The following is a 25,075-nucleotide window of genomic DNA, read 5'->3' as shown; positions in this document are numbered from 1 at the left end:
CGTCGTTTACTTTTTATGTTTTTCAATTAGTTTGGCTACGATACGAGATACAGCAACAAAACCGAACGTCGCGGTCACCACAGTTGCTGCACCAAAACCACTCGCACAATCCATTTTCTTGGGTCCCTCTGCGGTTGATTTTACCCCGCAAACAGAACCATCTGGCTGAGGGTATTTCAACTGCTCGGTAGAAAAGACACACTCAATGCCAAACTTACGTTGAGGATTTTTGCTAAAAGAGTAAAAGCGACGTAAATTCTCTTTCACTTTCTTCGCTAATGGGTCTTGAATGGTTCTGGCTAAATCAGCAATTTGAATTTGAGTAGGATCAATCTGACCACCCGCTCCGCCAGTAGTAATCACTTTAATTTTATTTCTTTTACAGTAAGCCAGTAATGCCGATTTTGCTTTAATGCTATCAATCGCATCCAAAACATAATCAAAATCTTTAGTTATATACTCCGACAGATTGTCTGGAGTAATAAAATCATCGATAAGGTTAACTTTACAGTCCGGATTTATTAGCTCAATTCTCTGCTGCATCACTTCAATCTTGCTCTGACCGACCGTGTTAGACATAGCATGTATCTGTCTGTTGATATTGGTTACGCAGATATCATCCATATCAATTAATGTTATCTCTCCAATACCTGTACGCGCCAAGGCTTCAGCAGCCCATGATCCCACTCCGCCAATGCCAATAACACAGACATGAGCAGCCCGAAATATCTCTACTTCTGATATGCCATATAGTCGGCGAGTGCCGCCAAATCTTTGTTGATGGCTTTCAGAGGCAGGGGATTCAACATCACGCATAATTAATCATCACTTGGTTATGTTTAACGAGAAAGAGCGCGTTTTATACGCACTCTTTATTAAAATGTCTAGGCCCTAGTTAACCTTACACTACTTATCATCGTTAACTAATGGCTGTTCTATTTCTGCCAGCTTGGCTTCTGTTACTGTAAACCATGGTGACTCACTAGGGGTACCGGTTAGTCCTAACTTCCACACCCGGCCAAAGTGCTTATAATGCCCGGCTTCTGTTCCTGCTCTCGCCCCCATACCATGGTAGAGATCCAAATGGTTATCTTTAACCGCTCCACCCGTATCAAGAACAATGAGTAGTCTAAGTTGATGCGCACCACTCCAAGTACCATCCGCATTGATGAGCGGGACTTCTGCTAAAATCGGTGTTCCCATTGGAAATAGTTCTCTGTCACCAGCCACAGATGCTAAAGGAAGCAAAGGAATACCAGCCGTTCCACGAACAGCGTTGTCCTCTTTAGGGGCAAAGAAAACAAAAGAAGGGTTCTGCTCTAACAAACTTTTCACTGTCTGTTCATCATTAGCCATTACCCACTCTTTAATTGCTTTGAGTGACATGTTTTCTCTTGCCACTTCACCCTTATCGATTAGCACTTTACCGATACTTACATACGCTTTGTTGTTCTTTCCTGCGTAAGCAAAGTACTGCAAGGTATCGTCATCATCATAATGTACAAATCCACTGCCCTGCACTTCCATTATGAAGGGATCAATCATGTTGGATGCGTAGCCGAGTTCTAGGTTCTGCCCTTGTAACGCACCCGCATAAATCTCGGCTCTCGTTGGGCACTCTTCGACACATTCAGGCAAACCATAAACAGGGTATTTAAAAGTCTCATCAGCTTGGTGTCTTAACTCCATTACTGGCGAAAAATATCCAGTAAAAAGTACGTTTCCTTTCTTATCCCCCCCTCCAAGTTGTGCACTCTGTACACCGTAACCAGCCAGATCCTCTGGGCGACCACTCTGTAATACCCAATTGTTTAATTGTTCGTACAGATGCTGATACTTTGTCGCCAATGAAGGAGAGTTAATCACCACCTGTTCTGCTTGCTGAGAAAAAGTCGCAAAACTTCTCGGTGTATTGCTACTTATAGCCTCCGTCTTATTCAGGGTATTCTCAAATGATTGATCTGAATACTGTTGAGCGAGATCGGTATTTTTTGCACAACCAAATAACAAGGCTAAGCAGACACTGGGGATGACGATTTTGTGCACTATTTTTTTCCTAACGGTGGCGGGAAGATTATTCTTCATTGCTCTGGTCTAATTCGGGGCGGTATTTTCCACGTAAATGAAACACTGATTCATAATGCAAAGGGGCAATTCTTTGCATCACGGTGTTTTTTTCATCTTTAATGATATAAATATATTCATCTTCATCGTAGTGATAAATGAGTGTACTACCATCAAACGAGTAGTGGGTATCCACGATTCGTTCATCAATGTAAATACCTTCTTCACGAACGGCAAATGTATCCTTGTCATACTCAGGGACATCCTGTTCATCCCATACACCGTATATGGTTGAGTAATCAATGTTTCTATCCAGCTGTCGGCTGATCAATACACTGGCAACCGACACAATTAACAACAACAAAATCACAACCACTGCAATCACGGCTCGCTTAATTCTTAGCTCACTCTTTAATTGCTTTTCATTGAATTCTTCGTTCATATTTCATACGTTATTAATTATGGATTCGCAGCATATTAATACAGAAATATAAGGGATGGTAAGCTTTTTACCGTCAAAGCATCGCTAGATGCAAAAAGCCATTGAAGTGGCATGCATTATAATTCATTATATCTAGATATTAATTCATTCGGTTGGTGAGATGAAAATACGTAACACTGCCTTGGTTAAAGGCTTTAGACAATCTACCCCTTACGTTAATGCCCACAGAGGCAAAACCATGGTAATAATGCTGGGAGGAGAAGCGGTTGATGCCAATAATTTCACCAGTATTATCAGCGATATTGCTCTATTACATAGCCTTGGCGTTAAAATCGTCATCGTACATGGTGCTAAACCACAAATTAATCGCATTCTAGATACACATAATTATGTCACGCCTTACCATAATGGTGTTCGAATCACCGACGAAAAAACATTAGATATGGTTATGCAGGCGGCTGGCCAATTGCAGCTAACCATTTCAGCGCGTCTCTCCATGAGTTTGAATAATACCCCAATGGCGGGAACACAACTCAATGTTGTCAGCGGCAACTTTGTGATCGCACAGCCATTAGGGGTTGATGATGGCATCGATTACTGCCATAGCGGGCGAGTCAGACGAATTGATACTGAAGCCATTGATCAAGCTCTGAATCATGGTTCAATTGTTCTATTAGGGCCTGTAGCTGGTTCGGTCACCGGTGAAAGTTTTAACCTGCTATCTGAAGAGGTTGCAACTCAAGTTGCTATTCGCCTAAAGGCAGATAAATTAATTGGTTTCTGTTCTGAACTTGGCATATTAGATGAGCAGCAACAAGTTATTCCCGAGCTTCTTCCTAACCACGCTGAAGAGATCCTTCACACATTAGAAGCGGAAGAGACATTATCTGAAGATAATAGCTCTGGAACACTACGGTTCTTAAGAGGTTCTATTACCGCTTGTCGTGCAGGGGTTCGTCGCAGCCACTTAATCAGCTACAAAGTAGATGGAGCACTAGTTCAAGAACTGTTCTCCATTGATGGCATAGGTACCCAAGTGGTGATGGCCAGCGCGGAACGAATTCGTAATGCTCAAATCGATGATATTGGAGGCATCCTCTCCCTTATTCGTCCGTTGGAAGAGCAAGGCATTTTAGTTCGTCGTTCACGGGAACAGCTAGAACAAGAAATTCATCAATTCATTATTGCGGAAAAAGATGGCCTTACCATAGGTTGTGCAGCTCTTTATCCATATAAAGAGGAAAGAATGGCTGAAATGGCTTGTGTGGCTATTCATCCAGACTACCGCGATGGTAACCGAGGTGTGGATCTACTCAACAAGATGAAGCAGCAGTCAAGATTGCAGCAACTCGACAAGATCTTCGTCTTAACCACCCACAGCCTACATTGGTTTAGAGAACAAGGTTTCTATGAAGTTGACGTGTCCGAACTGCCGATGAAAAAACAGGACCTTTATAACTTTCAACGTCGTTCGAAAATCCTTGTATTAGATGTCTAGCATTGGCAAGTTGACTAATGAAACAGACTTCAGAGCCGATTTATACCCGAGTGGCGTTATACTCAAGTAATACTCAAGTATATAAATTATATTTAAAATCATTCACCTACTTTAATTGCGACCAAATATAATAAGAAAAAATCATTTTTTGCTATATTTTTGTACAATTACTGTTAAAATTCGTGTTGCTCAGTTGGCTCAAGATAGTATCTAAACATGCCTCTGAACAATCACAAAACTCAAAGAGAGTATCAGTTTAATCTTGATGAGCGGTAAACTATGAGAACGATTATATGTAACTCGGTCCAGAGTTTTATTGATATGGCCGAAAATGATTTTCTCAATGGATTGAATGTACACTGTGTGTTTCCTGTAAGCGACAGCGTCAAGAAAATGATTATGCACTGTCAGAGAAGACACAGCATAAAACACGTTTCCTTCTCTGAAAACGTGTCATAAAGTAAAATAAAACTTTGTTATTAAAGGCTTAGGTTTTCCTAAGCCTTTAATTTTTTCATCCTTTCCAAATTAGCTCATAATTTCATACATTGTTTATCATGTTAACGATTTCGTTAATTATGTAAGAAAACTAAATTTAATTTATTTTACAACTCAATAAGGCTTCTTTTAGTCCGCTAAACCGCTCAGTTTTGGTTTTCACCGCTCTCATAAATACGGAATTATTTATGCATAGCGTCAACTGATGCTTCGCTCTCGTTACCCCTGTATAGATCAGCTCTCGGGTCAGTATTGGAGTGTATTCATCCGGCAGCATTATATAAGTATGCTCAAACTCACTTCCTTGAGACTTATGAATAGTCATAGCAAATGCCGTTTCATGCGCTGGTACCCTAGCCGGTAATACCTCTTTTATCGAACCATCCGCTAACTCAAAAAAGACCTTAAGGCGACTTATTCCCTCTTCCTCTACTGCAATGCATAAACCAATATCACCGTTGAACAGACCTAAACCGTGATCATTACGAGTAATCATGATTGGACGTCCGGGATACCACAACTCTTTATGGCTAGGTAAAACACGCTTCGAGGTTAAAGCTTGCTCTATTTTTTCATTCAATCCAGACACACCAAATGGCCCTTGCCGATTAGCACACAGCAAACGGCATCTAGCAAACTCAGCAAGCGCTTTACGTGCGATCTGCTCTTTTGACAACGCATCAGACTGTAATAATAACGACAAATAACCACTATATTCTTCTGCCAATTGAGTAATCAACTGCTGATAGCTACTGTCAGAAAGCTGGCTCATCTCTATATCCGCATACTTTTTCTGCCAAATTAACTTTATTTCAGCAACGCTACCAAGATTGATCTGCTTCGCTAGCTGCCCAATACCAGAACGCTCATCAAAACGATAACTCTTTCTCAGCATGCATGAAGAGTCTGCTATCACGTTGGTCGTTTCAGCACTAGGAAGCTGCTGATAGCCCGTTAACTGGCTTAGAGTGAAGTGTTGATGCTCTCCATACCCATGATCTATGTAAGAACAGAGATCCCCCAACACAGCTCCCGCTTCTACTGAAGCTAATTGGTCTTTATCCCCTAATAAGATTAAGCGCACGTTGCTTGGTAACGCATCCAGCAACTTATACATTAGAGGGAGATCCACCATAGAAGCTTCATCCACCACCAAAACATCAGCATGGATAGGATTACTCTCATTATGTCGAAATTCAGCCCGATTCGGCATTGCACCTAACAATCGATGTATGGTGGTAGCGCTGTTAGGAATAAGCGCTCTCACTTCGTCAGACAATCCAAGCTTTCCAACCGCATTACCAATAGATTCGGTCAGTCTTGCTGCCGCTTTCCCTGTCGGCGCAACCAATTTGATAACGGGTGCCTCTGCTTGATTTAAACCTTGCTCTGATATCGCAGAAAGCAGTTTAGTTACTGTTGTGGTTTTTCCGGTTCCAGGGCCACCAGAAATAACCGCAAGTCGACGCGTCAATGCCACGGCTGCTGCCACTTTTTGCCAGTTCAACGACTCTGAATCTGAAAATAGTGTCGTTAAAGTAGCCGATAAAGCAAGCATCTCGCTTTGCGTTAAAGGGATAGGTTGAGCTAACTGGTTCAGCTTAGACGCTAACTGCTGCTGATAATACCAGTAGCGCTGTAGATAGACTCTTTTGCCATCAAAGACCAGAGGCTGCTGCCCTTTACCATCCCCGATCGTCGAAGAGGAAGTGACAATCTCCCGCCAGTTAATGCTTTCGGACTTCTGCTCGATCTCTTTCGCTCTCTCACCATACAAGCCAAAACAAGCGGCGACATTAAACTGTTCTACATTAAGACAAATATTACCCTTTGCAAGTTCATGACTGACCGCACAAGCCAGCAGAGCAACTGGCTGTGGGTGGTGATGTTCCATAGAGGCAATAAATTTAGCAAACTGATAATCTAGCTGGCGAAGAGTGCCTTTTTGGCATAGAGACTCAAGTAAACTAAGCATTGCTCTCTCCTTGCGTATCTGCATCAATTAAGGCATCTAGTGCCTGAATGAATGCTTTATCCGGTCTTTGAAAAAAGATGCCATTGCTGCCCTGTTTTTCTATCCCCCGCAAAAACAGATAGTACACGCCACCAAAATGAAGATCATAATCGTAATCCGTTATTCTCGAACTAAGATATCGATGTAAAGCTAGTGAATATATTTGATATTGTAAGTCGTATCTATGCTCAGCCATTGCTCGTTCCAATGCTTCAAGGCCATAATCTGAGCTTTGATCGCCAAGAAAGTTTGACTTCCAGTCCAGTACATAGAATTTTCCCTGATGCTCGAAAATTAAATCGATAAAACCTTTTATCATCCCTTGAACAGTATGAAATCCAAGCTCACCAGCCAATTTAGATATATGATCATACTGCTGGCTTAAGTGGGCCAAATGAGACGATGACAAAAAGACTATCGGTAGCAAAAATTCCATTTCTACTAGTTTTTGATTAGAAGCAAGTTTACCAAGCTGCAAATGAGTTGCTAACGGCGGGCTCTGCAGCGGGTTATCGTCTGGTTGAGCACGGTTTAAGTGAGTATTGAGAACATCATCAATTAATTTTTGCAACACAGGTAACCAGTGGCGCTCAAGCTGCTCAGCATCGAGCAGTTTAATAATCACTTCGGTAGTTTCGCTACTATCCGCGGCTAAAGTAAACTCGATCTGTTCAAATAACGTGTGTAAGAAGGTGCCTGCCCTCGCCCCTTTAGGAAAAGTATATATCGACAGTTCTTGCTCCTCTTCAGACTCCAATGCGTCATCTGAGATCGCATCAATATCTACCCCTTGAGTATCGATAATCGTTTCCGCCAACGCTCTGTGGCTTGAGTGCCCTTGCTTGACTAGAGCGGAATAACTGGTGATACGCCACTGTCTGTCTATCTCGTTTTTCAGCTGGTTGGCACGATAGATTTCACCACCTTTTGCACTACCATGGGCAAAAAGATCATCATGATCAAAAAGCCCTATTTGTTCAGGTAAATCATGAGGTTGAACATCGACTATTTCCGCAGGTTGCTCTACTGTGATGCCATCAGAGTAACTCGCCGAGAATTTTTGTAAGCATAGATTTAGCTCACTGCTCGCCAGCGACTCACCATTTTGTATCAGGTAGCCAATAGCGCTTAAATGTGCGCTACTAGGATCTCTACTTGAGCGTCCCTTTCTTAAGGGGGCAACACCAATAAAACAGCCATATACCGCACGAGTAACCGCAACATACAGTAAGCGGAGATCTTCAGCCAACCGCTCTTTGTCGGCCTTTTCTATAGAGGCGGATTGATTGGTTATATCAACTATGGTTTGTTTTTGTTGCGAATCATAATACTTGCCTGATTGAGCCTCTCGATAAGCGCTTAGGAAAGGAAGAAAGACCAGATCATATTCTAACCCTTTGGATTTATGAATCGTGACGATCTGTACAAGGTTTCTCTCCGACTCCAGTCTCTGAATTTGATCATCAACAACACCAGAGGCGCCACTTTGTGCCTGCTCAATCTGATCACTAAACCAGCGCAATAGCGCATATTCACTATCTAACGTTGTAGACGCTTGCTGCAGCAGTTCGCTCAAGTGCAGATAGTCGGTTAACTCTCTTTCACCAAATTCTCTAGCCAGTATATTTTCTGCAATTTGATACTGTGTCATAACCGTTCTTAACATCGGCATAACACCACGCTGCTTCCAAAGTTTATGAAACTGCTGGAACTGATAAATTTGTTGCTCTAGCTTGGACTCACTAACATTAAGCGCATCAAGTTCTACGCTAGTATAAGCAAAAATATGACTGGCTAACGCCGCTCGCAACGCACTATCATCATCAGGATTTAATACCGCATTGAGAATTCGCAGTACTGCTTGAGCAATAGGACTGACAAACACGCTATCTCGGTTGGACAAATAGACGCTAGAGACACCTAAACTCGCCAGTTGCTGCTTAACCAGACGAGCTTCTGAGCCCGTTCTCACCAGTACCGCGATATTATTTGCCTCAACCTTCTTTTTATTGGCTGTTTTCCCACCACTGAAGTAGGCACTGTTGTTCTCTGCGCTGTCTAATATTGACTTTATTTTCACCGCGGTCGATTGGGCCATCTGCGATAAGTAGTCACCTTTTGCTAACGGTTTATCACTATCAAGTAGCCAAAATGTCAACGCATCTTGGCGCTGATCTTGGTAGCACCAACTCCGCTCCTCTGCCCCTTTACTTGGAGAGACTTCAATAAAAGGGATATCGTCATCATACAAAAAAGGTGAATCGGCTTGCTTAAACAATTGATTGACTGATTGAACCATATCAGCAGAAGAGCGCCAATTTGTGCCAAGTGTATAGTGGTCTGCCACCTCATTTCTTGCTTGAATGTAGGTAAATATGTCCGCCCCTCTAAAAGCATAAATCGCTTGTTTAGGGTCACCAATCATAAATAATCCACAGCGTGTATCTTGCAAATATATGCGGCTAAAAATCTGATATTGAAGTGGGTCGGTATCTTGAAACTCATCAATCATAGCGACAGGATACAAGTGTTTAATTCTACTGGTTAATTGACCAGACTCATCACCGTTGATTGCGTCAGACAACTGAGTCAACAAGTCATCAAAAGAGAGCCACTGCCTATCCCTTTTCGTTTCCGCTAACCTTAGCCGACAATACTCTATTGCATGAGCAATTAGCGGCTCTTTGATGCTCGGTTTATTAGACAAAAACTGTTCTATGGAATCAAAAACTGGATGACAAGGAACCACTTCTCCTTGCTTGGTTTTCTCAATCAGGAAGCTGTGGCGAAACTTTACTAATTTGTCACAAAGCCGATAATCCGTAGTCGGACTGTTTGCCCATCGATTTAACTCCTCAATCCAGCTTGGTAGGCTTTTTTTACTGAATGTACGCTTACTCACATCTGAGGCAGTAATAACATCAGCGATATCATGACTGGCCTGACGCCACTCAGTTTTAAGTTGCTCAATAACATTGAGGTTTTGCTGATGGAGTTGTTCTAGAGTACCCACCATCGGTTGTACGGTTAAGGTTACCGGCACCCCAGTTAGGTATGATCCAACCTCTTTTAATAGCGCCTCTGGAGATGCCCAAAGGTTATCAATTTCCGCCGCCAGAGCTTTAGGTAGTGAGTAAAAATAACGTCGCCAATAATCACATACAACCAGTTGTTTCAGCTTGCTCTCATCAGTAATAAATTCATTACTAAAGCGACTTCCGGACTCGAACGCATTTTGAGTCAGCATTCTTTGGCAAAAACCGTGAATGGTAAAGATTGCCGCTTCATCCATGGATCTTTCAGCATTAAGTAAGGTTTGTGCAGCCCATTGATGATCCGTTATTTCCAGCAGCAGCGGTGCAATAACAGGATCGTTGCTGCTATGACGAAGAAACGCGATTCTAGCTTGATGTATTCGAGAACGAACTCTATCACGTAACTCAGCGGTGGCGGCTTCAGTAAAGGTCACCACCAAAATTTGTTCTACCGTTAACGGCATTTGATGGCGGCTACTCTCTGTGCCGTGTCCTAACAACAATCGCAAATATAAACCTGCAATGGTAAATGTTTTTCCCGTTCCCGCAGAGGCTTCAATTAAACGAGCCCCATGAAGCGGAAATGTCATGGTATCTAACGATGTGGCCATTGGTTTCTGTTTACTATTCATATCAGCAGTTATCTTCACTATTGGCAAACACATTTAATAAGACTAATTGAGCGTTGTGCCATAATACCTCGTACAACGCTTGATCCCATTCCGGCCAAACCCGAGAAATATAATCATCACTTCCTTCACCAGCAAAAAAGAAACTATCATGGAAAGTCGCCGACATTTTATCTTCCATGTCTTCCTTACCTTTTAATAGTTGCTTAACCCCTGATAAGGCCGTTTTTGGAAAGTAGGCTAACGGTGCATTTAATCCCTGATAATAGAGAGTAAGCAGTTCCATCAACCACTGCTCAGCTTGCTCTTTATCTACTTCAGCAATAATGTGATGCTCTAATCCCGCTTTATTATCATAACCAATAAGATGCGTTTTTAACGGCATCGACATTGTGGCGCAACAGAGATGATCTATCCATGCAGCCAACCAATCCTGACTACGGATTTTACCACTGCGATAATGTACTATACCTGACGAGTAGTGATTCTTTACCCACCCCGACAATGAACAAGGTAATGGAAGATCAGGCAAAAACAGCTCTGTATCCACTTCAATATCTGCACGCTTTTGCTGACACAACTCAGCAAGTCGATTCACCAACTGCTCAGTTTTATTGCTATTTAACTCAAACTCCAAGTCACCAAAAGCACCAACAGGCAGTACACCTTTAGCTCGTTGCAGAGTTAAATAGTCATTGGCAACTTGCTGCTCATCTGTACCGTTGACTCTAGCCGCCAATGTTTCTGCCAGTAGTTCATCTCTAAGCAGATAGCTTTGCAGCCCATCAAGTACAAATGGTTCATTGCTATCCGTGAAGCTCTCTATGGGTTCAAAATAGATTTTTAAGCGACGATTAAAGAAATATTTTACGGGTAAGCGCCAGAAACGTTGCAACTCATTGAGGTCTAGTTCAAGCTTTGAGTCATCACTGCTCACTTCATCTCTTTGCAGCAGTTCCGGCAATGGCTGAATAAAAGGCTTCTGCTCTGCTCTTCTATTATTAACAACTCCCAACCACTCAGCCGCATAACTTGGGGTTGAGCCGTCGAATGCAGATTGACTATAAGGCACCATGGCATGATGAGTGGTTAGTGCTCTGATCATGTTTTCTGCCGAGTCATCGCTTGCCAATACGTCCTCTCCTTTAAGGCAGAAGTTGGCAGCGCAATACTCCAGTAATTCAGACACCAGTGTAGAGGGAACTCTTTCACTGTTATCTTGAATTGATTGAGCAATATAACTGATATACAGTTTTTGCTGTGCTGATAATAAGGCCTCAAGAAACAGATACCTATCATCATCTCTTCGACTGCGATCACCGGCTCTGGCACGGCCATTTATTAAATCAAACCCTTCTGCGGGCATAGAACGAGGGTACACACCATCATTCATGCCAAGTAAGCAGACTACGTCAAAAGGAATAGAACGCATCGGCATCAAGGTACAAAAATTAACTTGTCCAGCAAGAAATCGCTGACTAACTCGAGAGCTAGAGAGTTTACTGGTGAGATATTCGATAATGACTCGTGGTGCAATAGTGTCAGTATAGGAGATGCTGTCTAACTGCTCTCTTAGCTGTTGTAATGTATCTCTGATTGTTTTTAACGCAATTTCACCATCCAGCTCAACCTCAAAAAAATCATCAATTAATGCAATAAGCTTTTGTTGCCATTGTTCTACCGTCAAAGAGAGAGCCAACTCTTGGCGATAATAGGTAATTTTATCGATAAAATGAGCTAACTTTCCGGCAAGTTCGGCATCCAGTCCCTGTACTTCATTGTAGGGAGCAATCAATTGTTGGGCGTCTTGATAAAATCCAACACTATTGTGCATTGCATAACCAAGTAGCATACGTTGCACGCCAAACAGCCAGCTATTTTGTGGCATTTCCGGCAAATCAAACTCTTCTGCGGTATGGGAGTTCATCCCCCAACGTATACCCGCCTCTTCTATCCACATTCTAAGACGTTCAAATTCTTGTTCCGTGATCTGATATTTTGCCAACACCTCCGGAATGTTTAACAACTCAATCAGTTCAGAAGAGAGACAACGACTACTAGGTAGATTCACTAAATCGAGGAACGCAGTTAATACAGGGCTCTCATCTGCGACGGTTCTGTCAGAAATGGAAAAAGGGATATACCTATCACTAGGGGCATTACCAAATACCGCTTGAATGGCCGGACTGTAGGCATTGATATCCGCAACCATAACAATGATATTTCTTGGCTTAAGCTGTGAATTGCCATCAAACATCGCCAATAAATTGTCATGCAGCACTTCCACTTCCCTCATCGGACTGTGGCATGCGTGTAGCATCAAAGAGTCATCAGCAGCAGACACCGTAAGTTTATGCTGACTATCTGCAATGTTTTTATCATCTTGTCGCTCTTCTAAATTGAGGATATCCGCTTGAATTTGATGCAGTAAACTGTCTCTAGGAATATCAACAAATGCTTCAACCTCATTAGATGAAAGCTGAGATAACAGATACATATTATCTCTACCCAGTTTCCCCATCGATGCCAAGAGACTGTTGCCAATAACATCGCTATGAAAATTCTCTAACAGATTGTGTTCTAGCGTCCCTTTGAGCTGAGCAGTCTCACCGATGAGTTCCGACTGCCCGGCGCGCCATTGCAAATGTTGACGACTGTTCATTTGCAATTTTGCGAGATACTTTCTGTCTCTAACGTCTCCCCAGTAATATCGGCATGGGTTGGTAAACATCAGATGTACATCCATATGTTCGCCGAGCGCTTTTAACGCATCCATATATCTTGGCGGCAGTGAAGAGATACCAAATACAAAAAGTCGCTTAGGAAAGGTTAGCTCTGACAAGTCACTATGCTGCAAACAATGAATAAAATCGTGGTAAAGATTCGCACGATGATAATGTGATTCCTGTTGAGCAAGAGTATGGTCGTATAGTGTTTTCCATAGTATTGGTTGCCACTCTTGTTCCCCTTGCAACTCATCAACCGGCAAGCCAGCTTCCCAAGCCGCTATCCATTCTGGGCGATACACTAAGTAACCATCAAAAATATCCGCTATTTTCTCAGCCAATTGATACAGTTTGGACTTATCATCATCGTTAGCAAGGTAGCTCGCTAGTGGCGCAAACTCCTCGCGATGCAAACAGCTTGGTAATAACAGCAATAACTTCCACGTCATCGACTCTTTATTAAATGCACTACGCTCTGGTACGTCATCCAGTACTTGCACAAACATGTTCCAGATAAAAGTAGCTGGCAGCGGAAACTCTATATTCGCAGCCACACCGAGCTCAGCAGCCATCTCCATTTTTAGCCATTGCGACATCCCCGGGCTTTGCACCAAGATCTGCTCTTTTTCAAAAGGATTATCCAATGGCGATGAGCGAATCAACTCCACTAAAAGAGACTTTAAGAGATCAATTTGATTTGAATGATAAACCGTAAACAAGGCTGGCCTGTATATTGCTGAATCAAGTTTGGTCACCAGACTAGCATAGTCTGACGCGACTTCAAGGCACCGCTGTTAATCCCATGTATTAACAGCGAGTAGAGATAGAAATATCAACCGTTCTTAGCTCTCAAAACAGATAAGTTGACTGGACTTACCCGCAGTAAAACTGTATAAACACACAGTGATTTATAAACTTTTTTAAGGATAACCATGGCTGTAATCGTCAAGTACGTGGTGGAGCGCAACGGAGAAGAAAAGATGACTTTTACCTCTAAAGCTGAAGCTGACGCTTATGATAAAATGTTGGACATGGCTGATGAGCTATTCGAGCTAATTGGCAAAAGCGATCTTATTGAAGATGAAGCAAAGCAAGAAGAACTGTCTCTCTACTTAGCTCAACATAAAGAAGATGTTCTGTTTGCTCTAGGCGCCAAACGTAAACCAGCACCTAAAAAAGCAAACAAAGTAGCAGCAATTGAAAAGCCTCAAGAAGACGCAGCGTAACATTCGCTAACATAATTTTATTGCTATTATACTTAACCATATTAATAAACGCGGTATTAGCCACGTTTATTAATATGGTTTTTTTCTATCCGTTGATTCTGTACTATCACGGTCTTTATATAGACACGCAGAGATACATTCATGAAAGAGCTTATTATCCACGGCGCGACTGTTTTTATGGGCTTCTTTGCCATAATGAACCCTATCGCCAACACTCCTATATTTCTTAGCCTGACTGGCGACAGCGATCGTAACACCGTAAAGGCCATCGCCTTTCGCTCAGTGTTCGTGGCCTTTATCATTATTTCTGCTTTTGCCATTAGCGGAAAACTGATCTTCGATCTATTTGGAATTACCCTATATGCACTGCGCATTACAGGCGGAATTTTAGTTTTCCAAATTGGTTTTCATATGCTGCAAGGACACGCGTCAGCGGTTCATTCTCCTAGTGGAGAAGAGAACAGTGAATCGCAAAAGAAAGCGGTATTAGGCATTGCTATTTCACCGTTGGCAATGCCAATTTTAGCAGGCCCTGGCACTATCGCGACCGCAATGAACTTTGCTTCGTCTCCTGGCACAGGAGCAGTATTTGTCACCATCGCTTCTTTTGCTATTTTATGTGCCATTTCTTACTTTATCTTTATCTCTGGAGAGAAGCTGGTCAAAGTTATCGGCCCAAGTATTATGGATGTCATAACAAAAATGATGGGGCTAATTTTGGCGGTCATTGGCGTGCAGATGCTAATTGAAGGCATTGATCAAGCCATAAAAGCGTTCAGTTAATCGCCGTACAATTTTTCTTTTTAACAAAATATATCGCTAAAAAGACAAAAGATATCAAATAGCGGACTTTCTCTTATCGCACTCTTTTAACTTATGCAGGCTCTCTTTATGATGGTCTGCAACTGATTCACAGACTTATCTAACCGCTATCAGATTAGCGACCTTGATATTCATCCTCTACATTACGGAGATACGTAGACAATGGCACACTTTTCTCTCGCATTTGGCACCACAACAAAAAACCGTGACGGAAAAATAATCGAAGCATTTTTCCCCAACCCTATTCTTAATCCAAGTAATGCGCTTGTCTCGGCAGTAGCACAAGTATCTGGCTACACATCCGGTAACCAAACGATTGAAATTACTAATCAACTTAGTAGTGAGCTTGCCAATGCATTTGCAGCCAATGGCGATGTAGCCAACGCTTCTTTTGCAGAAAAGGCCACAGCATCACAACAACCTCTTGTGCTTGTTGTACTAGAAAGTGATGAAAAACCTCAATCCGTTGCTGAAGGTTTCTTGAAGTTACAATTGATTTCACAACGTTTAGTTGCGCCTCACGGCACAGTACTGGATGGTATTTTTGGCCTATTGCACAACATCGCTTGGACAAACCAAGGTCCCATTGACCTACCTGAACTGGCAGAGCGTCAAATTGAAGCTCGTCTTGCGGGGCAAGTACTTAGCGTCGATTGTGTGGATAAGTTTCCTAAGATGGTGGACTATGTTGTTCCAGCAGGTATTCGTATTGCCGATACGTCTCGTGTAAGACTTGGTGCACATGTTGGTGAAGGAACGACCGTGATGCATGAAGGCTTTATTAACTTCAATGCAGGTACTAAAGGCGTGAGCATGGTTGAAGGCCGTATCTCTGCTGGTGTTGTAGTCGGTGATGGTTCAGATATTGGTGGTGGTGCTTCAATTATGGGGACACTCTCAGGTGGCGGAACTGTTGTGGTCTCTATTGGCGATAACTCTCTTCTTGGTGCCAATGCTGGATTAGGCTTCCCTCTTGGTGATCGTTGTACCGTTGAGTCTGGTCTGTACGTAACCGCAGGTGCAAAAGTGGCAATGCTAGACGCCAATGGTCAGCAAGTAGAAGTGGTAAAAGCGCGTGATCTGGCGGGCAAACCAGACTTACTTTTCCGCCGCAACTCAGTATCGGGGCAAATTGAATGTTTAACCAATAAAAGCGCGGTTGAACTTAACAGCGAGCTTCATAGCAACAACTAAGCTCCGCTTTATAGTCAAGTCTTTATAGTTAAGTCTTTATAGTAAGAGCTAGCCTTTGGTTAGCTCTTCTTACACCCAAGTCCCTCAATGTGCTTGAGCATTATCTTCCCCTCAATATAGACTTTTTTAATTGCAATCGTTATAACAAACATTCCGTTTTTACTATAAGCGCAATCGCTATGATTTTAGACCACCAACTGGCCCAGCAAATCGTTGATCGAACAATGAGCATCATTGGCAACAATATCAACGTAATGAATCAAGCTGGAATTATTATCGCTAGCGGTGATCAAGAGCGTATAGGACAACTGCATGATGGCGCGTTACTGGCGCTAAAACGTAAGGATACTGTTGAAGTCACTCTAGACAGTAAATCATCTTTGCAGGGAGTCAAACAAGGCATCAACCTGCTACTTAAACACAGTGACGATATCGTTGGGGTTGTGGGTATCACGGGAGAACCCAACGTCATTAGAAACTACGCTGAACTGGTAAAGATGACCGCAGAGATGGCCATTGAACAAGCCATTCTTAGCGAAAAACTCCAGTGGGATAAACGACATAGAGAAGAGCTGGTTCAGTTATGGTTAACGGATCAACTAACTCAGCCCCAGTTAAAGAAGCAGGCTCACCATCTAAATGTGGACATTCAATCCGCCAGATACGTCATTATTATTAAATTTAATCACTCCACTGCTGGTCAAGATACGGTTCGATCCGTCATTGAACTACTGGAAAATGAAGACAGAGACAACTTATTAGCCGTTACGTCTCTTGCAGAGATAGTGCTACTTAAAAAACGGCCGCCATCTCCCTCTTATACTGAATCAGACCTTGTTCAGCGACTAGGGCGACTGCTCTCTCTTTCTGGGTTTGCAGACTGTAAACTGGCGCTGGGTAAAACCTTTACTGAGGTATCAAACATTCACCACTCTTTTGCGAGCAGTGAACAAGTCTTACAGTTTGGCGAATGCCACTATCCAGAAAAAAAATACTATCTGTTTGACGACTTTCGCATGGCAATGTTACTTGCTCCCGTTAAGAATCACTGGCAGCAAGACCAATTACTGCTTCCTTATCGACAACTAGAGAAACATGACCGCTCAGGACAGCTACGCGCTACGCTGCTCGCGCTTTTTGAGCACAATGGCAACTTAAAAAGCTGTGCAGACTCTCTATCCATCCATCGCAACACCCTTAGATATAGATTAGATAAAATAGAAACTTTAACTGGGCTCTCTACCCAGCACTTCTCTGGTTTAGTGGAACTATATCTCGCTTTTCACATCAACAAACTCAACTAATTGTGCATAAGACCAATAAAATCACAAAAAACCAAAACTATTATATGCAATAGCACAATGACATAGGTAGCTAATTAGCAAATACTATATTCAGGTAGCCTCAAGGTGCTTGAGTATATGATCCGTTACATTTATCCGTGGAGTTGTTATGAAAATTGTTATTGCCCCCGATTCATTTAAAGAGAGTCTTTCTGCAAAAGAAGTGTGTCAGTCCATCGAAAAGGGTGTCAGCAAAGTTTGGAAAAATGCCGACATTATTCATGTTCCGGTTGCGGATGGTGGCGAAGGTACCGTGCAATCTCTTGTTGATGCGACCGGAGGAAAGATCATTGAGCAGCTGGTCAGCGGTCCTATCGGTGAACAAGTAACGGCATTTTATGGTGTGCTGGGTGATGGTAAAACCGCTGTCATTGAAATGGCGGCTGCCAGCGGCTTGCACCATGTTCCACCAGCTCAACGCGATGCAAAAATCACCAGCAGTTACGGCACCGGTGAACTTATTCTAGATGCACTCAATCAAGGTGCAACAAAGCTAATCATTGGTCTTGGTGGCAGTGCGACCAATGATGGTGGCATCGGTATGCTAGCGGCACTTGGTGTTCAGTTCTGCGACCAAAACAACCAACCTGTTATTACCAATGGTGCAGGGCTAAGCAGCATACACTCCATCGATATTTCGGCAATGGATGACAGGCTGCATCATTGTGAAATTTTAGTCGCCTGCGATGTCGATAATCCATTGTGTGGCCCTAGTGGTGCGTCGGCAACATTCGGACCTCAAAAAGGCGCGAATGAACAAGATATAGAGATACTTGATCAAGGCCTTGCTCACTATGCACAGCTTGTTAAGAAACAGCTAAACAGACAGATAGCAGATATTCCCGGAGCAGGGGCAGCGGGAGGAATGGGAGCAGCATTATTAGGCTTTACCTCTGCCAGATTAAAACCTGGTATTGAAATTGTGATTGAAACGGTCGAGCTTGAGGCGAAACTGGCTGGTGCAGATCTCGTGATTACTGGTGAAGGACGTATTGATGGGCAAACGGTGCACGGTAAAACGCCGATGGGCGTTGCTCAAGCCGCCAAAAAATATCAGATCCCGGTTATCGCTATGGCAGGGTGCGTTGGCGACAACTATCAAGCAGTATATCAATGCGGAATTGACGCCGTATTCGTTGCAATACCAAGGGCATTTTCTCTCGACAGTGCATTTGCCGAAGCCGCCATCAATTTAGAAAACCTAGCGGAAAACGTTGCCAGAACATGGTCAATTAGCCGTAGATAGTTAACACTTATACTCAAGTGACAAAGGGCTCAATTCATACGAGCCCTTAACGGCAAACAGATCCGCATTCTCATTTTTTAACCCGACAACTGTATACTTCTTGACCAGCCAATAAAATAAAACCAACGTTTACACTGAGTTTTACTATTAATAATCAACAAGTTAAATTCGACTATTAATTGTGCGATATTGAACATTGCGTTATTTTCACACCCATAGTTAAATAACATGATAATTAGGATTTGTTCATCTCTACTTACTGACACTTTATCGCCTTATTGCTGGTATATGCAGATTGCAATAGAGCTGGCCTACAAATCCTTTCAACTCATTTTTCAGCGCAAGCTAGGGTAAGTATGTCAACGATTAAAGATGTCGCCAGAGAGGCGGGGGTCTCGGTTGCCACCGTTTCACGCGTTATTAATAAATCACCAAAAGCCAGTGCAGCTTCTGTAGAATCGGTGAAGAAAGCGATGAGCAAACTTGGTTATCGGCCAAATGCCAACGCTAGAGCTCTGGTAAACAAAAGCACAAACACGGTTGGTGTACTTGTCTCTGATGTTTCAGACCCATTTTTTGGCACTATGGTTAAAGCCATCGACACCATAGCGCAAGCCAGTGGTAAGCATATTCTCATCTGTAATGGTTATCACGACCATAACTTAGAGAAAGAGGCCATTGAGCTATTGATCAATAGTCGCTGTGAATCCTTAATCATTCATTCAAAGAGTTTGTCCGACCAAGAGCTCATTGGCTTTGCCAATGAAGTAAAAGGGATGGTTGTTGTTAATCGGCATATTGCTGAAATGGCTGAGCGCTGTATCTCCCTTGATAACCAGAAAGGGGCTTATCTCGCCACTGAATTTTTAATTCGCCATGGCCATAAAAAAATCGCCTGCATTGCTTCTTCTCACCAAATTGAAGATGCTGATGAGCGCATAAACGGCTACCTTGCCGCTATGCATGACAATGGCTTACAAGCCCCTAAGAGTTTCATTGAGTACGGTGAGCCGAACAGTGATGGTGGTGAGTACGCTGCAACCAATCTACTGACCAAATCGGTTCCCTTTACCGCCGTCGTTGCTTATAACGACTACATGGCAGCAGGTGCTATTTCTGTCTTTGAAGAGAACGGTATTAAAATACCAAAAGAGATGTCTATTGTCGGTTTTGATGATGGTCTTATTGCACGCTATGTTCACCCAAAATTGACCACCATTCGTTATCCAATACAGCTAATGGCAGAAAAAGCAGCTAGACTGTCATTAGCATTAGCGAAAGGTGAAACAGTTGAACCTGAGGCCAATCGCTTCTCTCCTACGATTGTAAGACGTGACTCGGTAGAAAAGGGATAATATGAAGTCTAAGCAAGCGGCAAAGTATTTTCATGGCGAAGAAGGGTATAACTGCGCGCAGGCTGTATTAAAAGCCTATCAGTCCAATTCTGGTATGTCAGAACTTACCATACGTTCTGCAACAGTAGCAGGGGGTGGTAGAGCGAAAGATGGCGTGTGCGGTGCTCTTTACGCTGCACAAATTATCTTAGGCGACCCAGAGGCAATGAAAACTGTTGATCAACAATTCACGGCATTAACTGGTTCGAATAAGTGTTCTGATATAAAAAAATCCGAATGCGGCTGTCGAGAGTTTGTTGCACATGCAGCAAAGTTGACGGAGCCTTATCTAGATAACGTTGACGGCAATAACTCAGACTATCGAACAGCTCGTGAGCAACGCGAGATAGAGATGTTACCTCAACCTAGTGAAACTCCTGCCAAATAAACTCAATCCTAGTTAAGGTCTCAAACTGGATCATGCTAGCTTGAGACCGATAAAACTACTTCTCAAATTCAAACTGATAGATGGTTTTAAAGCGATACTCTTGCTCTGGGAGTAGAATACAGCTCTGTTGTTGCCATTCAGGATGATTCGGTGAATCAGGTAAAAACTGCGTCTCTAAGGCAATACCTGCATAGTTTTGGTATCTGCCACCATTTTTATTAGGTTCACCTGCTAACCAATTTCCCGTGTAAAGCTGTATAGCGGGTTTATCAGTAAACACTTTCATGGTTACGCTGCTATCTTCTGTGGTAACGACTGCGGCACAATCGCCTTTGTAGCAAGATGAGTTTAGATAGAATGAGTGATCATACCCCTGAGCATTCTTCTGTTGCTCATCAGCAAGAAAATCACTATTCACTGTTTTTAACTGCTGAAAATCAAAGCTAGTGCCCTCAACAGGCATAAGATCACCAAGTGGAATACCCACGTTATCGGTAGGCAGATAATGCTGAGCATTAATTTGAAGAGAATAGGAAGTACATTCAACACCCGACTCTTCACCCATAAGATTAAAATAGGCGTGATTGGTTAGATTTACGGGCGTGGCTTTATCGGTATTCGCCAAATATTGAATAACAACTTCATTATCATCGGTTAATGTATATCGCACCGAGCAAGTAACATTACCAGGAAAACCTTGATCACCATCTTCTGAAAACAGAGAAAACTGAACAAAATCCGCAGCTTGTTTCTCAACGGCCCAACGATAAGCATCGAATCCAGTCACACCACCATGCAGTGTATTTCCCGCTTGATTGACTTCCAATTGATACGGCTGTCCGTCAATCGAAAATTGCCCTTTGGCAATTCTGTTGGCGTAGCGACCTACGGTTACCCCCATATAGGCGCTCATTTTTTCAAAGTCAGCCATGGTAGACGTGCCTAGTAAGACTTCTCTATCAAGATTGTTTACCGGAAGTGTGCAGCTAAGCCAAGTAGCACCAATGTCCATAAATGTTGCTGACATACCGACGCTATTTTCCAGCCTTATTAACCTAGCAGGCTGCCCATCAAAGGCAGCCTCTTGTTCCATAGTGTTTACTCGCTTATTGTCCACGAAATCTTCCTTATAAGGTTTTAACTAGCCCTGCTCCATCTTTTGCCTGACACACATAAATAGATTCTTTTAAGCCCGTCATTTTTTGATAGTTTTCAGTGACCACTCGAGTTACTTCATCAACCAGTGTGGGTGGAATAAGTGCCACAATGCAGCCACCAAAACCACCGCCGGTCATCCGCACACCACCTTGTTCTCCAATAACATCTTTGACCATATCAACCAAGGTATCGACTTCCATAACGGTAATTTCAAAATCATCTCGCATCGAAGCATGGGATTGCGCCATCAGCTCTCCCATCAGTTTCATATCGCCTTGCATTAACGCTTTAGCGGCTCTCTCAGTACGGTCATTTTCAGTAATAACGTGACGAGCACGTTTTGCAACGAGTTCTGTTAACTCAGATTGTCGCGCATTAAAAGTCTCTATGGTCACATCTCTAAGGGCTTTTACCTCAAAGATTCTGGCCGCTTCTTCGCACTGCTCGCGACGAGTATTGTATTCGCTATCAACCAAACCACGCTTTTTATTGGAATTAATAATGACCACTGACATATTGTCTGGCATTGAGACCGCTTTGGTCTCCAACGTTCGACAGTCAATAAGCAGTGCATGGTTCTCTTGACCTTCAGCAGAAATAAGCTGATCCATGATACCGCAATTACAGCCGACAAACTCATTCTCAGCCTGCTGACCGTTGAGTGCTATCTCTGCTTGAGAGATATCCAACGAGTATAGCTCTTTAAAAGTCTGACCAATCACAACTTCCAGTGCAGCAGAAGAGCTTAAACCCGCGCCTTGCGGTACATTACCACTGACAGAGATATCGGCACCTTTAAAGCGATAGCCTCGCTCGATCAGACATTTAACAACGCCACGAATATAATTAGCCCACATACGATCAGGTTGAAACTCAATCGTCTTGGTGAGATCAAACTCATCTACCTGATTATCGTAATCAACAGACACGACTCTAACAATATTGTCATCTCGTTTTGCCGCCGCAACTACCGTTTGATAATTAATGGCACAAGGCAATACGAAACCATCATTGTAATCCGTATGCTCACCAATTAAATTTACTCTTCCCGGCGCCTGAATTGTACAGCTGGCGTCATAACCCAGCACTTGGCTAAATGCAGCATTCACCCTGTCAAATAATGTAGTCATAATCATTTCTCTTCAATTTTTCGCATCATGTTCAGTTGGAACACGAATCATTAATTGCTGTTTATCGATCTTTATAATGAACATCACTCAATTCACGCAATTTAGCTGCGGCCTGCTCTGCGGTTAAGTCACGCTGAGACTCTGCCAACATTTCGTATCCCACCATAAACTTACGTACCGAAGCAGAACGTAACAGAGGTGGATAAAATAGCGCGTGGAGTTGCCAATGCTCAATGTCCGTTCCTTGTTCAAAAAACGGTGCATAATGCCAGCCCATGGAGTAAGGGAAAGAGCATTGAAATAGATTATCGTATCGGCTAGTTAGCTTCTTAATCGCCAGAGCAAGATCATCTCGCTGCTCATCACTAAGTTCATTTAATCGACGAATATGACGTTTAGGCAATAGCATGGTTTCAAACGGCCAAGCAGCCCAGTACGGAACAACCGCTATCCAATGTTCTGTCTCTACGACTGTTCGTTCGCCATCTTTTAGCTCAGCTTGAACATAATCAACTAACAGGTTTCGGCCATATTGCTGGTAATACTCTTTGAGGTGTCGCTCTTTGCGCTCAATTTCATTAGGTAGAAAGCTATTGGCCCATATTTGACCATGTGGATGAGGCTGAGAGCAGCCCATTGTTTCACCCTTATTTTCAAAAGCTTGAACCCAAATAAAATCTTTACCTAACTCTTCAATTTGTTCATTCCAAGTGTCGATAACACCACGGATTTTTGCCACAGGTAGTTCTGGTAAGGTTTGGCTATGATCGGCGGAAAAACAGATGACGCGACTTAATCCTTGAACACCCTGAGTTTTAAACAGAGGATTATCCGACTCTGGTGCCTCAGGAGAGTCCACCATTAATGCTGCAAAATCATTCGAGAAAACGTATGTTCCTTGATAGTCTGGGTTAACATCCCCGGATATACGAGTGTTGCCTGCACATAAAAAACAATCCGCATCATAGCTAGCAAGTTGCTCGACCGACGGCTTTTCATCTTGCCCACTCCACGGACGTTTAGCACGATGTGGAGAAACTAAAATCCACTGTCCAGTTAATGGGTTATACCGACGATGTGGATGATCCACCGGATTAAATTTTATATCAGACATACAAGCTCTCAATAATTGCGATGGTTCAGACAACTGCAGCCCAGCTATCCGAATAGTGTTTGTTTAATACCCTGTCGGGTTTTGTGATTGCCAGTTCCAAGTATCAGCGGTCATATCTTTTACTGTGCGTGTCGCCTTCCAACCAAGATCTTTCTCTGCTTTAGCTGTACTTGCCCAACACTCGGCTATATCACCTGCACGACGTTGACAAAGCTCATAAGGAATCTGCTTTCCACTCGCATGGGCAAAGGCATCCACCATTTCCAGCACGCTAGAGCCATTCCCTGTACCTAAGTTATAGATATGCAGTCCCGCATTTTTGCCCACCGATGTTAACGCAGCTATGTGTCCGTCCGCCAAATCCATTACATGAATGTAATCACGGACACCAGTACCGTCAGGCGTAGGGTAATCGTTTCCAAATACTGACAATTTTTCTCTACGGCCGACGGCGACCTGAGCAATAAACGGCATTAGGTTATTTGGAATACCTTGAGGGTCTTCTCCCATGGTGCCAGACGGATGTGCACCAACAGGGTTAAAGTAACGAAGTAGAGTGATACTCCAATCAGGCTGGGAGTCAAAGAAATCTGATAAAACGCCTTCTACCATATACTTACTTCGGCCATATGGGTTGGTTGTATTGCCAACGGGTGAGTCTTCGGTGATAGGCACAGAAGTCGGATCGCCATAAACAGTGGCAGAAGAACTAAATATGATGCTCTTTACACCAGCATCCCGCATAGCAGAAACTAATACCAGTGAACCGTTAACATTGTTGTCATAATACTCAATCGGCATACTGACTGATTCACCGACCGCTTTAAGCCCGGCGAAATGGATTACAGATGTAATATCGTGTTGACTGAAAATGTCAGCGAGACAAGTTTTATCACGAATGTCCCCTTGATAAAAAACAGGACGAACGCCAGTTAGCGCTTCAATTCGATCAAGCACCGCTAGCTTACTGTTGCAAAGGTTGTCAATAATGATGGGCTCAATGCCAGCCTGTATCATTTGAACACAAGTATGACTGCCGATATATCCCATTCCACCAGTAACAAGAACTTTCACATTGCCTCTCTTTACATGCTCTGCATGCTAACAATTACATTTTTAATGTTCTCATTTCGAACATATATGAAGTGTAGAGT

General features: G+C 42.9%; 19 protein-coding genes. 9 read left to right on the top strand and 10 right to left on the bottom strand.

Annotation, left to right across the window (positions count from 1 at the left end; translation table 11 throughout):
• Positions 1-6: 6 nt before the first annotated feature.
• The 3 genes from tcdA to F0227_RS01550 all read right to left on the bottom strand — a co-directional run bounded on the left by tcdA (position 7) and on the right by F0227_RS01550 (position 2,506).
• The gene (gene tcdA / locus F0227_RS01560) at positions 7-816 is read right to left on the bottom strand and encodes a tRNA cyclic N6-threonylcarbamoyladenosine(37) synthase TcdA (RefSeq protein WP_171751396.1); all 810 of its coding nucleotides are present in this window, start codon (positions 814-816) and stop codon (positions 7-9) included.
• A gap of 90 nt (positions 817-906) precedes the next feature.
• A complete protein-coding gene (mltA, locus tag F0227_RS01555; protein WP_171751395.1) occupies positions 907-2,085 on the bottom strand; it encodes a murein transglycosylase A in 1,179 nt (392 codons plus the stop codon).
• Positions 2,075-2,506, bottom strand: a complete 432-nt coding sequence (locus F0227_RS01550) for a DUF2850 domain-containing protein (RefSeq protein WP_171751394.1) — start codon at positions 2,504-2,506, stop codon at positions 2,075-2,077. Before F0227_RS01550 ends, mltA begins: the two co-directional genes overlap by 11 nt.
• Before the next feature lie 160 nt (positions 2,507-2,666).
• Here F0227_RS01550 and argA point away from each other — a divergent pair, with 160 nt between their 5' ends.
• Together argA and F0227_RS21885 are read left to right on the top strand one after the other, a co-directional pair.
• The gene (argA, locus tag F0227_RS01545; protein ID WP_171751393.1) at positions 2,667-4,004 is read left to right on the top strand and encodes an amino-acid N-acetyltransferase; all 1,338 of its coding nucleotides are present in this window, start codon (positions 2,667-2,669) and stop codon (positions 4,002-4,004) included.
• A gap of 279 nt (positions 4,005-4,283) precedes the next feature.
• Positions 4,284-4,463 (top strand): hypothetical protein, encoded by a 180-nt coding sequence (locus F0227_RS21885; protein WP_253822004.1) that lies wholly within the window; start codon positions 4,284-4,286, stop codon positions 4,461-4,463.
• A 136-nt stretch (positions 4,464-4,599) separates the two neighbouring features.
• Here F0227_RS21885 and recD read toward each other — a convergent pair whose 3' ends face one another.
• The 3 genes from recD to recC are packed head-to-tail and all read right to left on the bottom strand — an operon-like array spanning position 4,600 to position 13,625.
• On the bottom strand, positions 4,600-6,477 hold the full coding sequence (recD, locus tag F0227_RS01540; RefSeq protein ID WP_171751392.1) for an exodeoxyribonuclease V subunit alpha: 1,878 nt from the start codon (positions 6,475-6,477) through the stop codon (positions 4,600-4,602).
• A complete protein-coding gene (gene recB / locus F0227_RS01535; protein WP_171751391.1) occupies positions 6,470-10,183 on the bottom strand; it encodes an exodeoxyribonuclease V subunit beta in 3,714 nt (1,237 codons plus the stop codon). Before recB ends, recD begins: the two co-directional genes overlap by 8 nt.
• A 1-nt stretch (position 10,184) precedes the next feature.
• Positions 10,185-13,625, bottom strand: a complete 3,441-nt coding sequence (gene recC / locus F0227_RS01530; RefSeq protein WP_171751458.1) for an exodeoxyribonuclease V subunit gamma — start codon at positions 13,623-13,625, stop codon at positions 10,185-10,187.
• Between the two features lie 213 nt (positions 13,626-13,838).
• On the opposite strand from recC, the gene F0227_RS01525 reads away from it, so the two are divergent.
• From F0227_RS01525 to F0227_RS01495, 7 genes are all read left to right on the top strand, one after another.
• The gene (locus tag F0227_RS01525; RefSeq protein ID WP_171751390.1) at positions 13,839-14,132 is read left to right on the top strand and encodes a YebG family protein; all 294 of its coding nucleotides are present in this window, start codon (positions 13,839-13,841) and stop codon (positions 14,130-14,132) included.
• Positions 14,133-14,273: 141 nt separating this feature from the next.
• Entirely contained in the window at positions 14,274-14,915 is a 642-nt protein-coding gene (locus F0227_RS01520) for a MarC family protein (RefSeq protein ID WP_171751389.1), read from the top strand.
• A 201-nt stretch (positions 14,916-15,116) separates the two neighbouring features.
• Positions 15,117-16,148 (top strand): 2,3,4,5-tetrahydropyridine-2,6-dicarboxylate N-succinyltransferase, encoded by a 1,032-nt coding sequence (gene dapD / locus F0227_RS01515; protein ID WP_171751388.1) that lies wholly within the window; start codon positions 15,117-15,119, stop codon positions 16,146-16,148.
• Positions 16,149-16,327: 179 nt separating this feature from the next.
• Positions 16,328-17,452, top strand: coding sequence for a sugar diacid recognition domain-containing protein (locus F0227_RS01510; protein ID WP_171751387.1), 1,125 nt, complete (start codon positions 16,328-16,330; stop codon positions 17,450-17,452).
• Between the two features lie 148 nt (positions 17,453-17,600).
• Positions 17,601-18,737, top strand: coding sequence for a glycerate kinase (locus tag F0227_RS01505; protein WP_171751386.1), 1,137 nt, complete (start codon positions 17,601-17,603; stop codon positions 18,735-18,737).
• A gap of 356 nt (positions 18,738-19,093) precedes the next feature.
• Positions 19,094-20,092, top strand: a complete 999-nt coding sequence (locus tag F0227_RS01500; RefSeq protein ID WP_171751385.1) for a substrate-binding domain-containing protein — start codon at positions 19,094-19,096, stop codon at positions 20,090-20,092.
• 1 nt (position 20,093) lies between these two features.
• Positions 20,094-20,519, top strand: coding sequence for a C-GCAxxG-C-C family (seleno)protein (locus F0227_RS01495; RefSeq protein ID WP_171751384.1), 426 nt, complete (start codon positions 20,094-20,096; stop codon positions 20,517-20,519).
• A gap of 55 nt (positions 20,520-20,574) precedes the next feature.
• On the opposite strand, the gene galM is transcribed toward F0227_RS01495, so the two are convergent.
• The 4 genes from galM to galE form a co-directional block, all read right to left on the bottom strand.
• The gene (gene galM, locus F0227_RS01490; RefSeq protein ID WP_171751457.1) at positions 20,575-21,612 is read right to left on the bottom strand and encodes a galactose-1-epimerase; all 1,038 of its coding nucleotides are present in this window, start codon (positions 21,610-21,612) and stop codon (positions 20,575-20,577) included.
• Positions 21,613-21,646: 34 nt separating this feature from the next.
• Positions 21,647-22,807: a galactokinase gene (gene galK, locus F0227_RS01485; protein WP_171751383.1), complete on the bottom strand. Its 1,161-nt coding sequence runs from the start codon at positions 22,805-22,807 to the stop codon at positions 21,647-21,649.
• Between the two features lie 61 nt (positions 22,808-22,868).
• Positions 22,869-23,921, bottom strand: a complete 1,053-nt coding sequence (locus F0227_RS01480; protein WP_171751382.1) for a UDP-glucose--hexose-1-phosphate uridylyltransferase — start codon at positions 23,919-23,921, stop codon at positions 22,869-22,871.
• Positions 23,922-23,984: 63 nt separating this feature from the next.
• Complete coding sequence (gene galE / locus F0227_RS01475) at positions 23,985-24,995, bottom strand: UDP-glucose 4-epimerase GalE (RefSeq protein ID WP_171751381.1); 1,011 nt, start codon at positions 24,993-24,995, stop codon at positions 23,985-23,987.
• Positions 24,996-25,075 lie beyond the last annotated feature (80 nt).

The sequence above is a fragment of the Vibrio sp. 99-8-1 genome (assembly GCF_013114595.1).
Classification (GTDB): domain Bacteria; phylum Pseudomonadota; class Gammaproteobacteria; order Enterobacterales; family Vibrionaceae; genus Vibrio.
Note: the sequence above shows the minus strand (reverse complement) of the source record. Positions and strands in the feature narration are given on the sequence as shown.

Excerpts from the sequence above, each read along its gene's own strand:
- F0227_RS01550 (WP_171751394.1), bottom strand. The coding sequence starts at position 2,506 with ATGAACGAAGAATTCAATGAAAAGCAATTAAAGAGTGAGCTAAGAATT.
- recD (WP_171751392.1), bottom strand. The coding sequence starts at position 6,477 with ATGCTTAGTTTACTTGAGTCTCTATGCCAAAAAGGCACTCTTCGCCAG.
- F0227_RS01525 (WP_171751390.1), top strand. The coding sequence starts at position 13,839 with ATGGCTGTAATCGTCAAGTACGTGGTGGAGCGCAACGGAGAAGAAAAG.
- F0227_RS01520 (WP_171751389.1), top strand. The coding sequence starts at position 14,274 with ATGAAAGAGCTTATTATCCACGGCGCGACTGTTTTTATGGGCTTCTTT.
- galM (WP_171751457.1), bottom strand. The coding sequence starts at position 21,612 with ATGGAACAAGAGGCTGCCTTTGATGGGCAGCCTGCTAGGTTAATAAGG.
- tcdA (WP_171751396.1), bottom strand. The coding sequence starts at position 816 with ATGCGTGATGTTGAATCCCCTGCCTCTGAAAGCCATCAACAAAGATTT.
- F0227_RS21885 (WP_253822004.1), top strand. The coding sequence starts at position 4,284 with ATGAGAACGATTATATGTAACTCGGTCCAGAGTTTTATTGATATGGCC.
- F0227_RS01510 (WP_171751387.1), top strand. The coding sequence starts at position 16,328 with ATGATTTTAGACCACCAACTGGCCCAGCAAATCGTTGATCGAACAATG.
- F0227_RS01505 (WP_171751386.1), top strand. The coding sequence starts at position 17,601 with ATGAAAATTGTTATTGCCCCCGATTCATTTAAAGAGAGTCTTTCTGCA.
- F0227_RS01480 (WP_171751382.1), bottom strand. The coding sequence starts at position 23,921 with ATGTCTGATATAAAATTTAATCCGGTGGATCATCCACATCGTCGGTAT.
- mltA (WP_171751395.1), bottom strand. The coding sequence starts at position 2,085 with ATGAAGAATAATCTTCCCGCCACCGTTAGGAAAAAAATAGTGCACAAA.
- F0227_RS01495 (WP_171751384.1), top strand. The coding sequence starts at position 20,094 with ATGAAGTCTAAGCAAGCGGCAAAGTATTTTCATGGCGAAGAAGGGTAT.
- dapD (WP_171751388.1), top strand. The coding sequence starts at position 15,117 with ATGGCACACTTTTCTCTCGCATTTGGCACCACAACAAAAAACCGTGAC.
- recB (WP_171751391.1), bottom strand. The coding sequence starts at position 10,183 with ATGAATAGTAAACAGAAACCAATGGCCACATCGTTAGATACCATGACA.
- galK (WP_171751383.1), bottom strand. The coding sequence starts at position 22,807 with ATGACTACATTATTTGACAGGGTGAATGCTGCATTTAGCCAAGTGCTG.
- argA (WP_171751393.1), top strand. The coding sequence starts at position 2,667 with ATGAAAATACGTAACACTGCCTTGGTTAAAGGCTTTAGACAATCTACC.
- F0227_RS01500 (WP_171751385.1), top strand. The coding sequence starts at position 19,094 with ATGTCAACGATTAAAGATGTCGCCAGAGAGGCGGGGGTCTCGGTTGCC.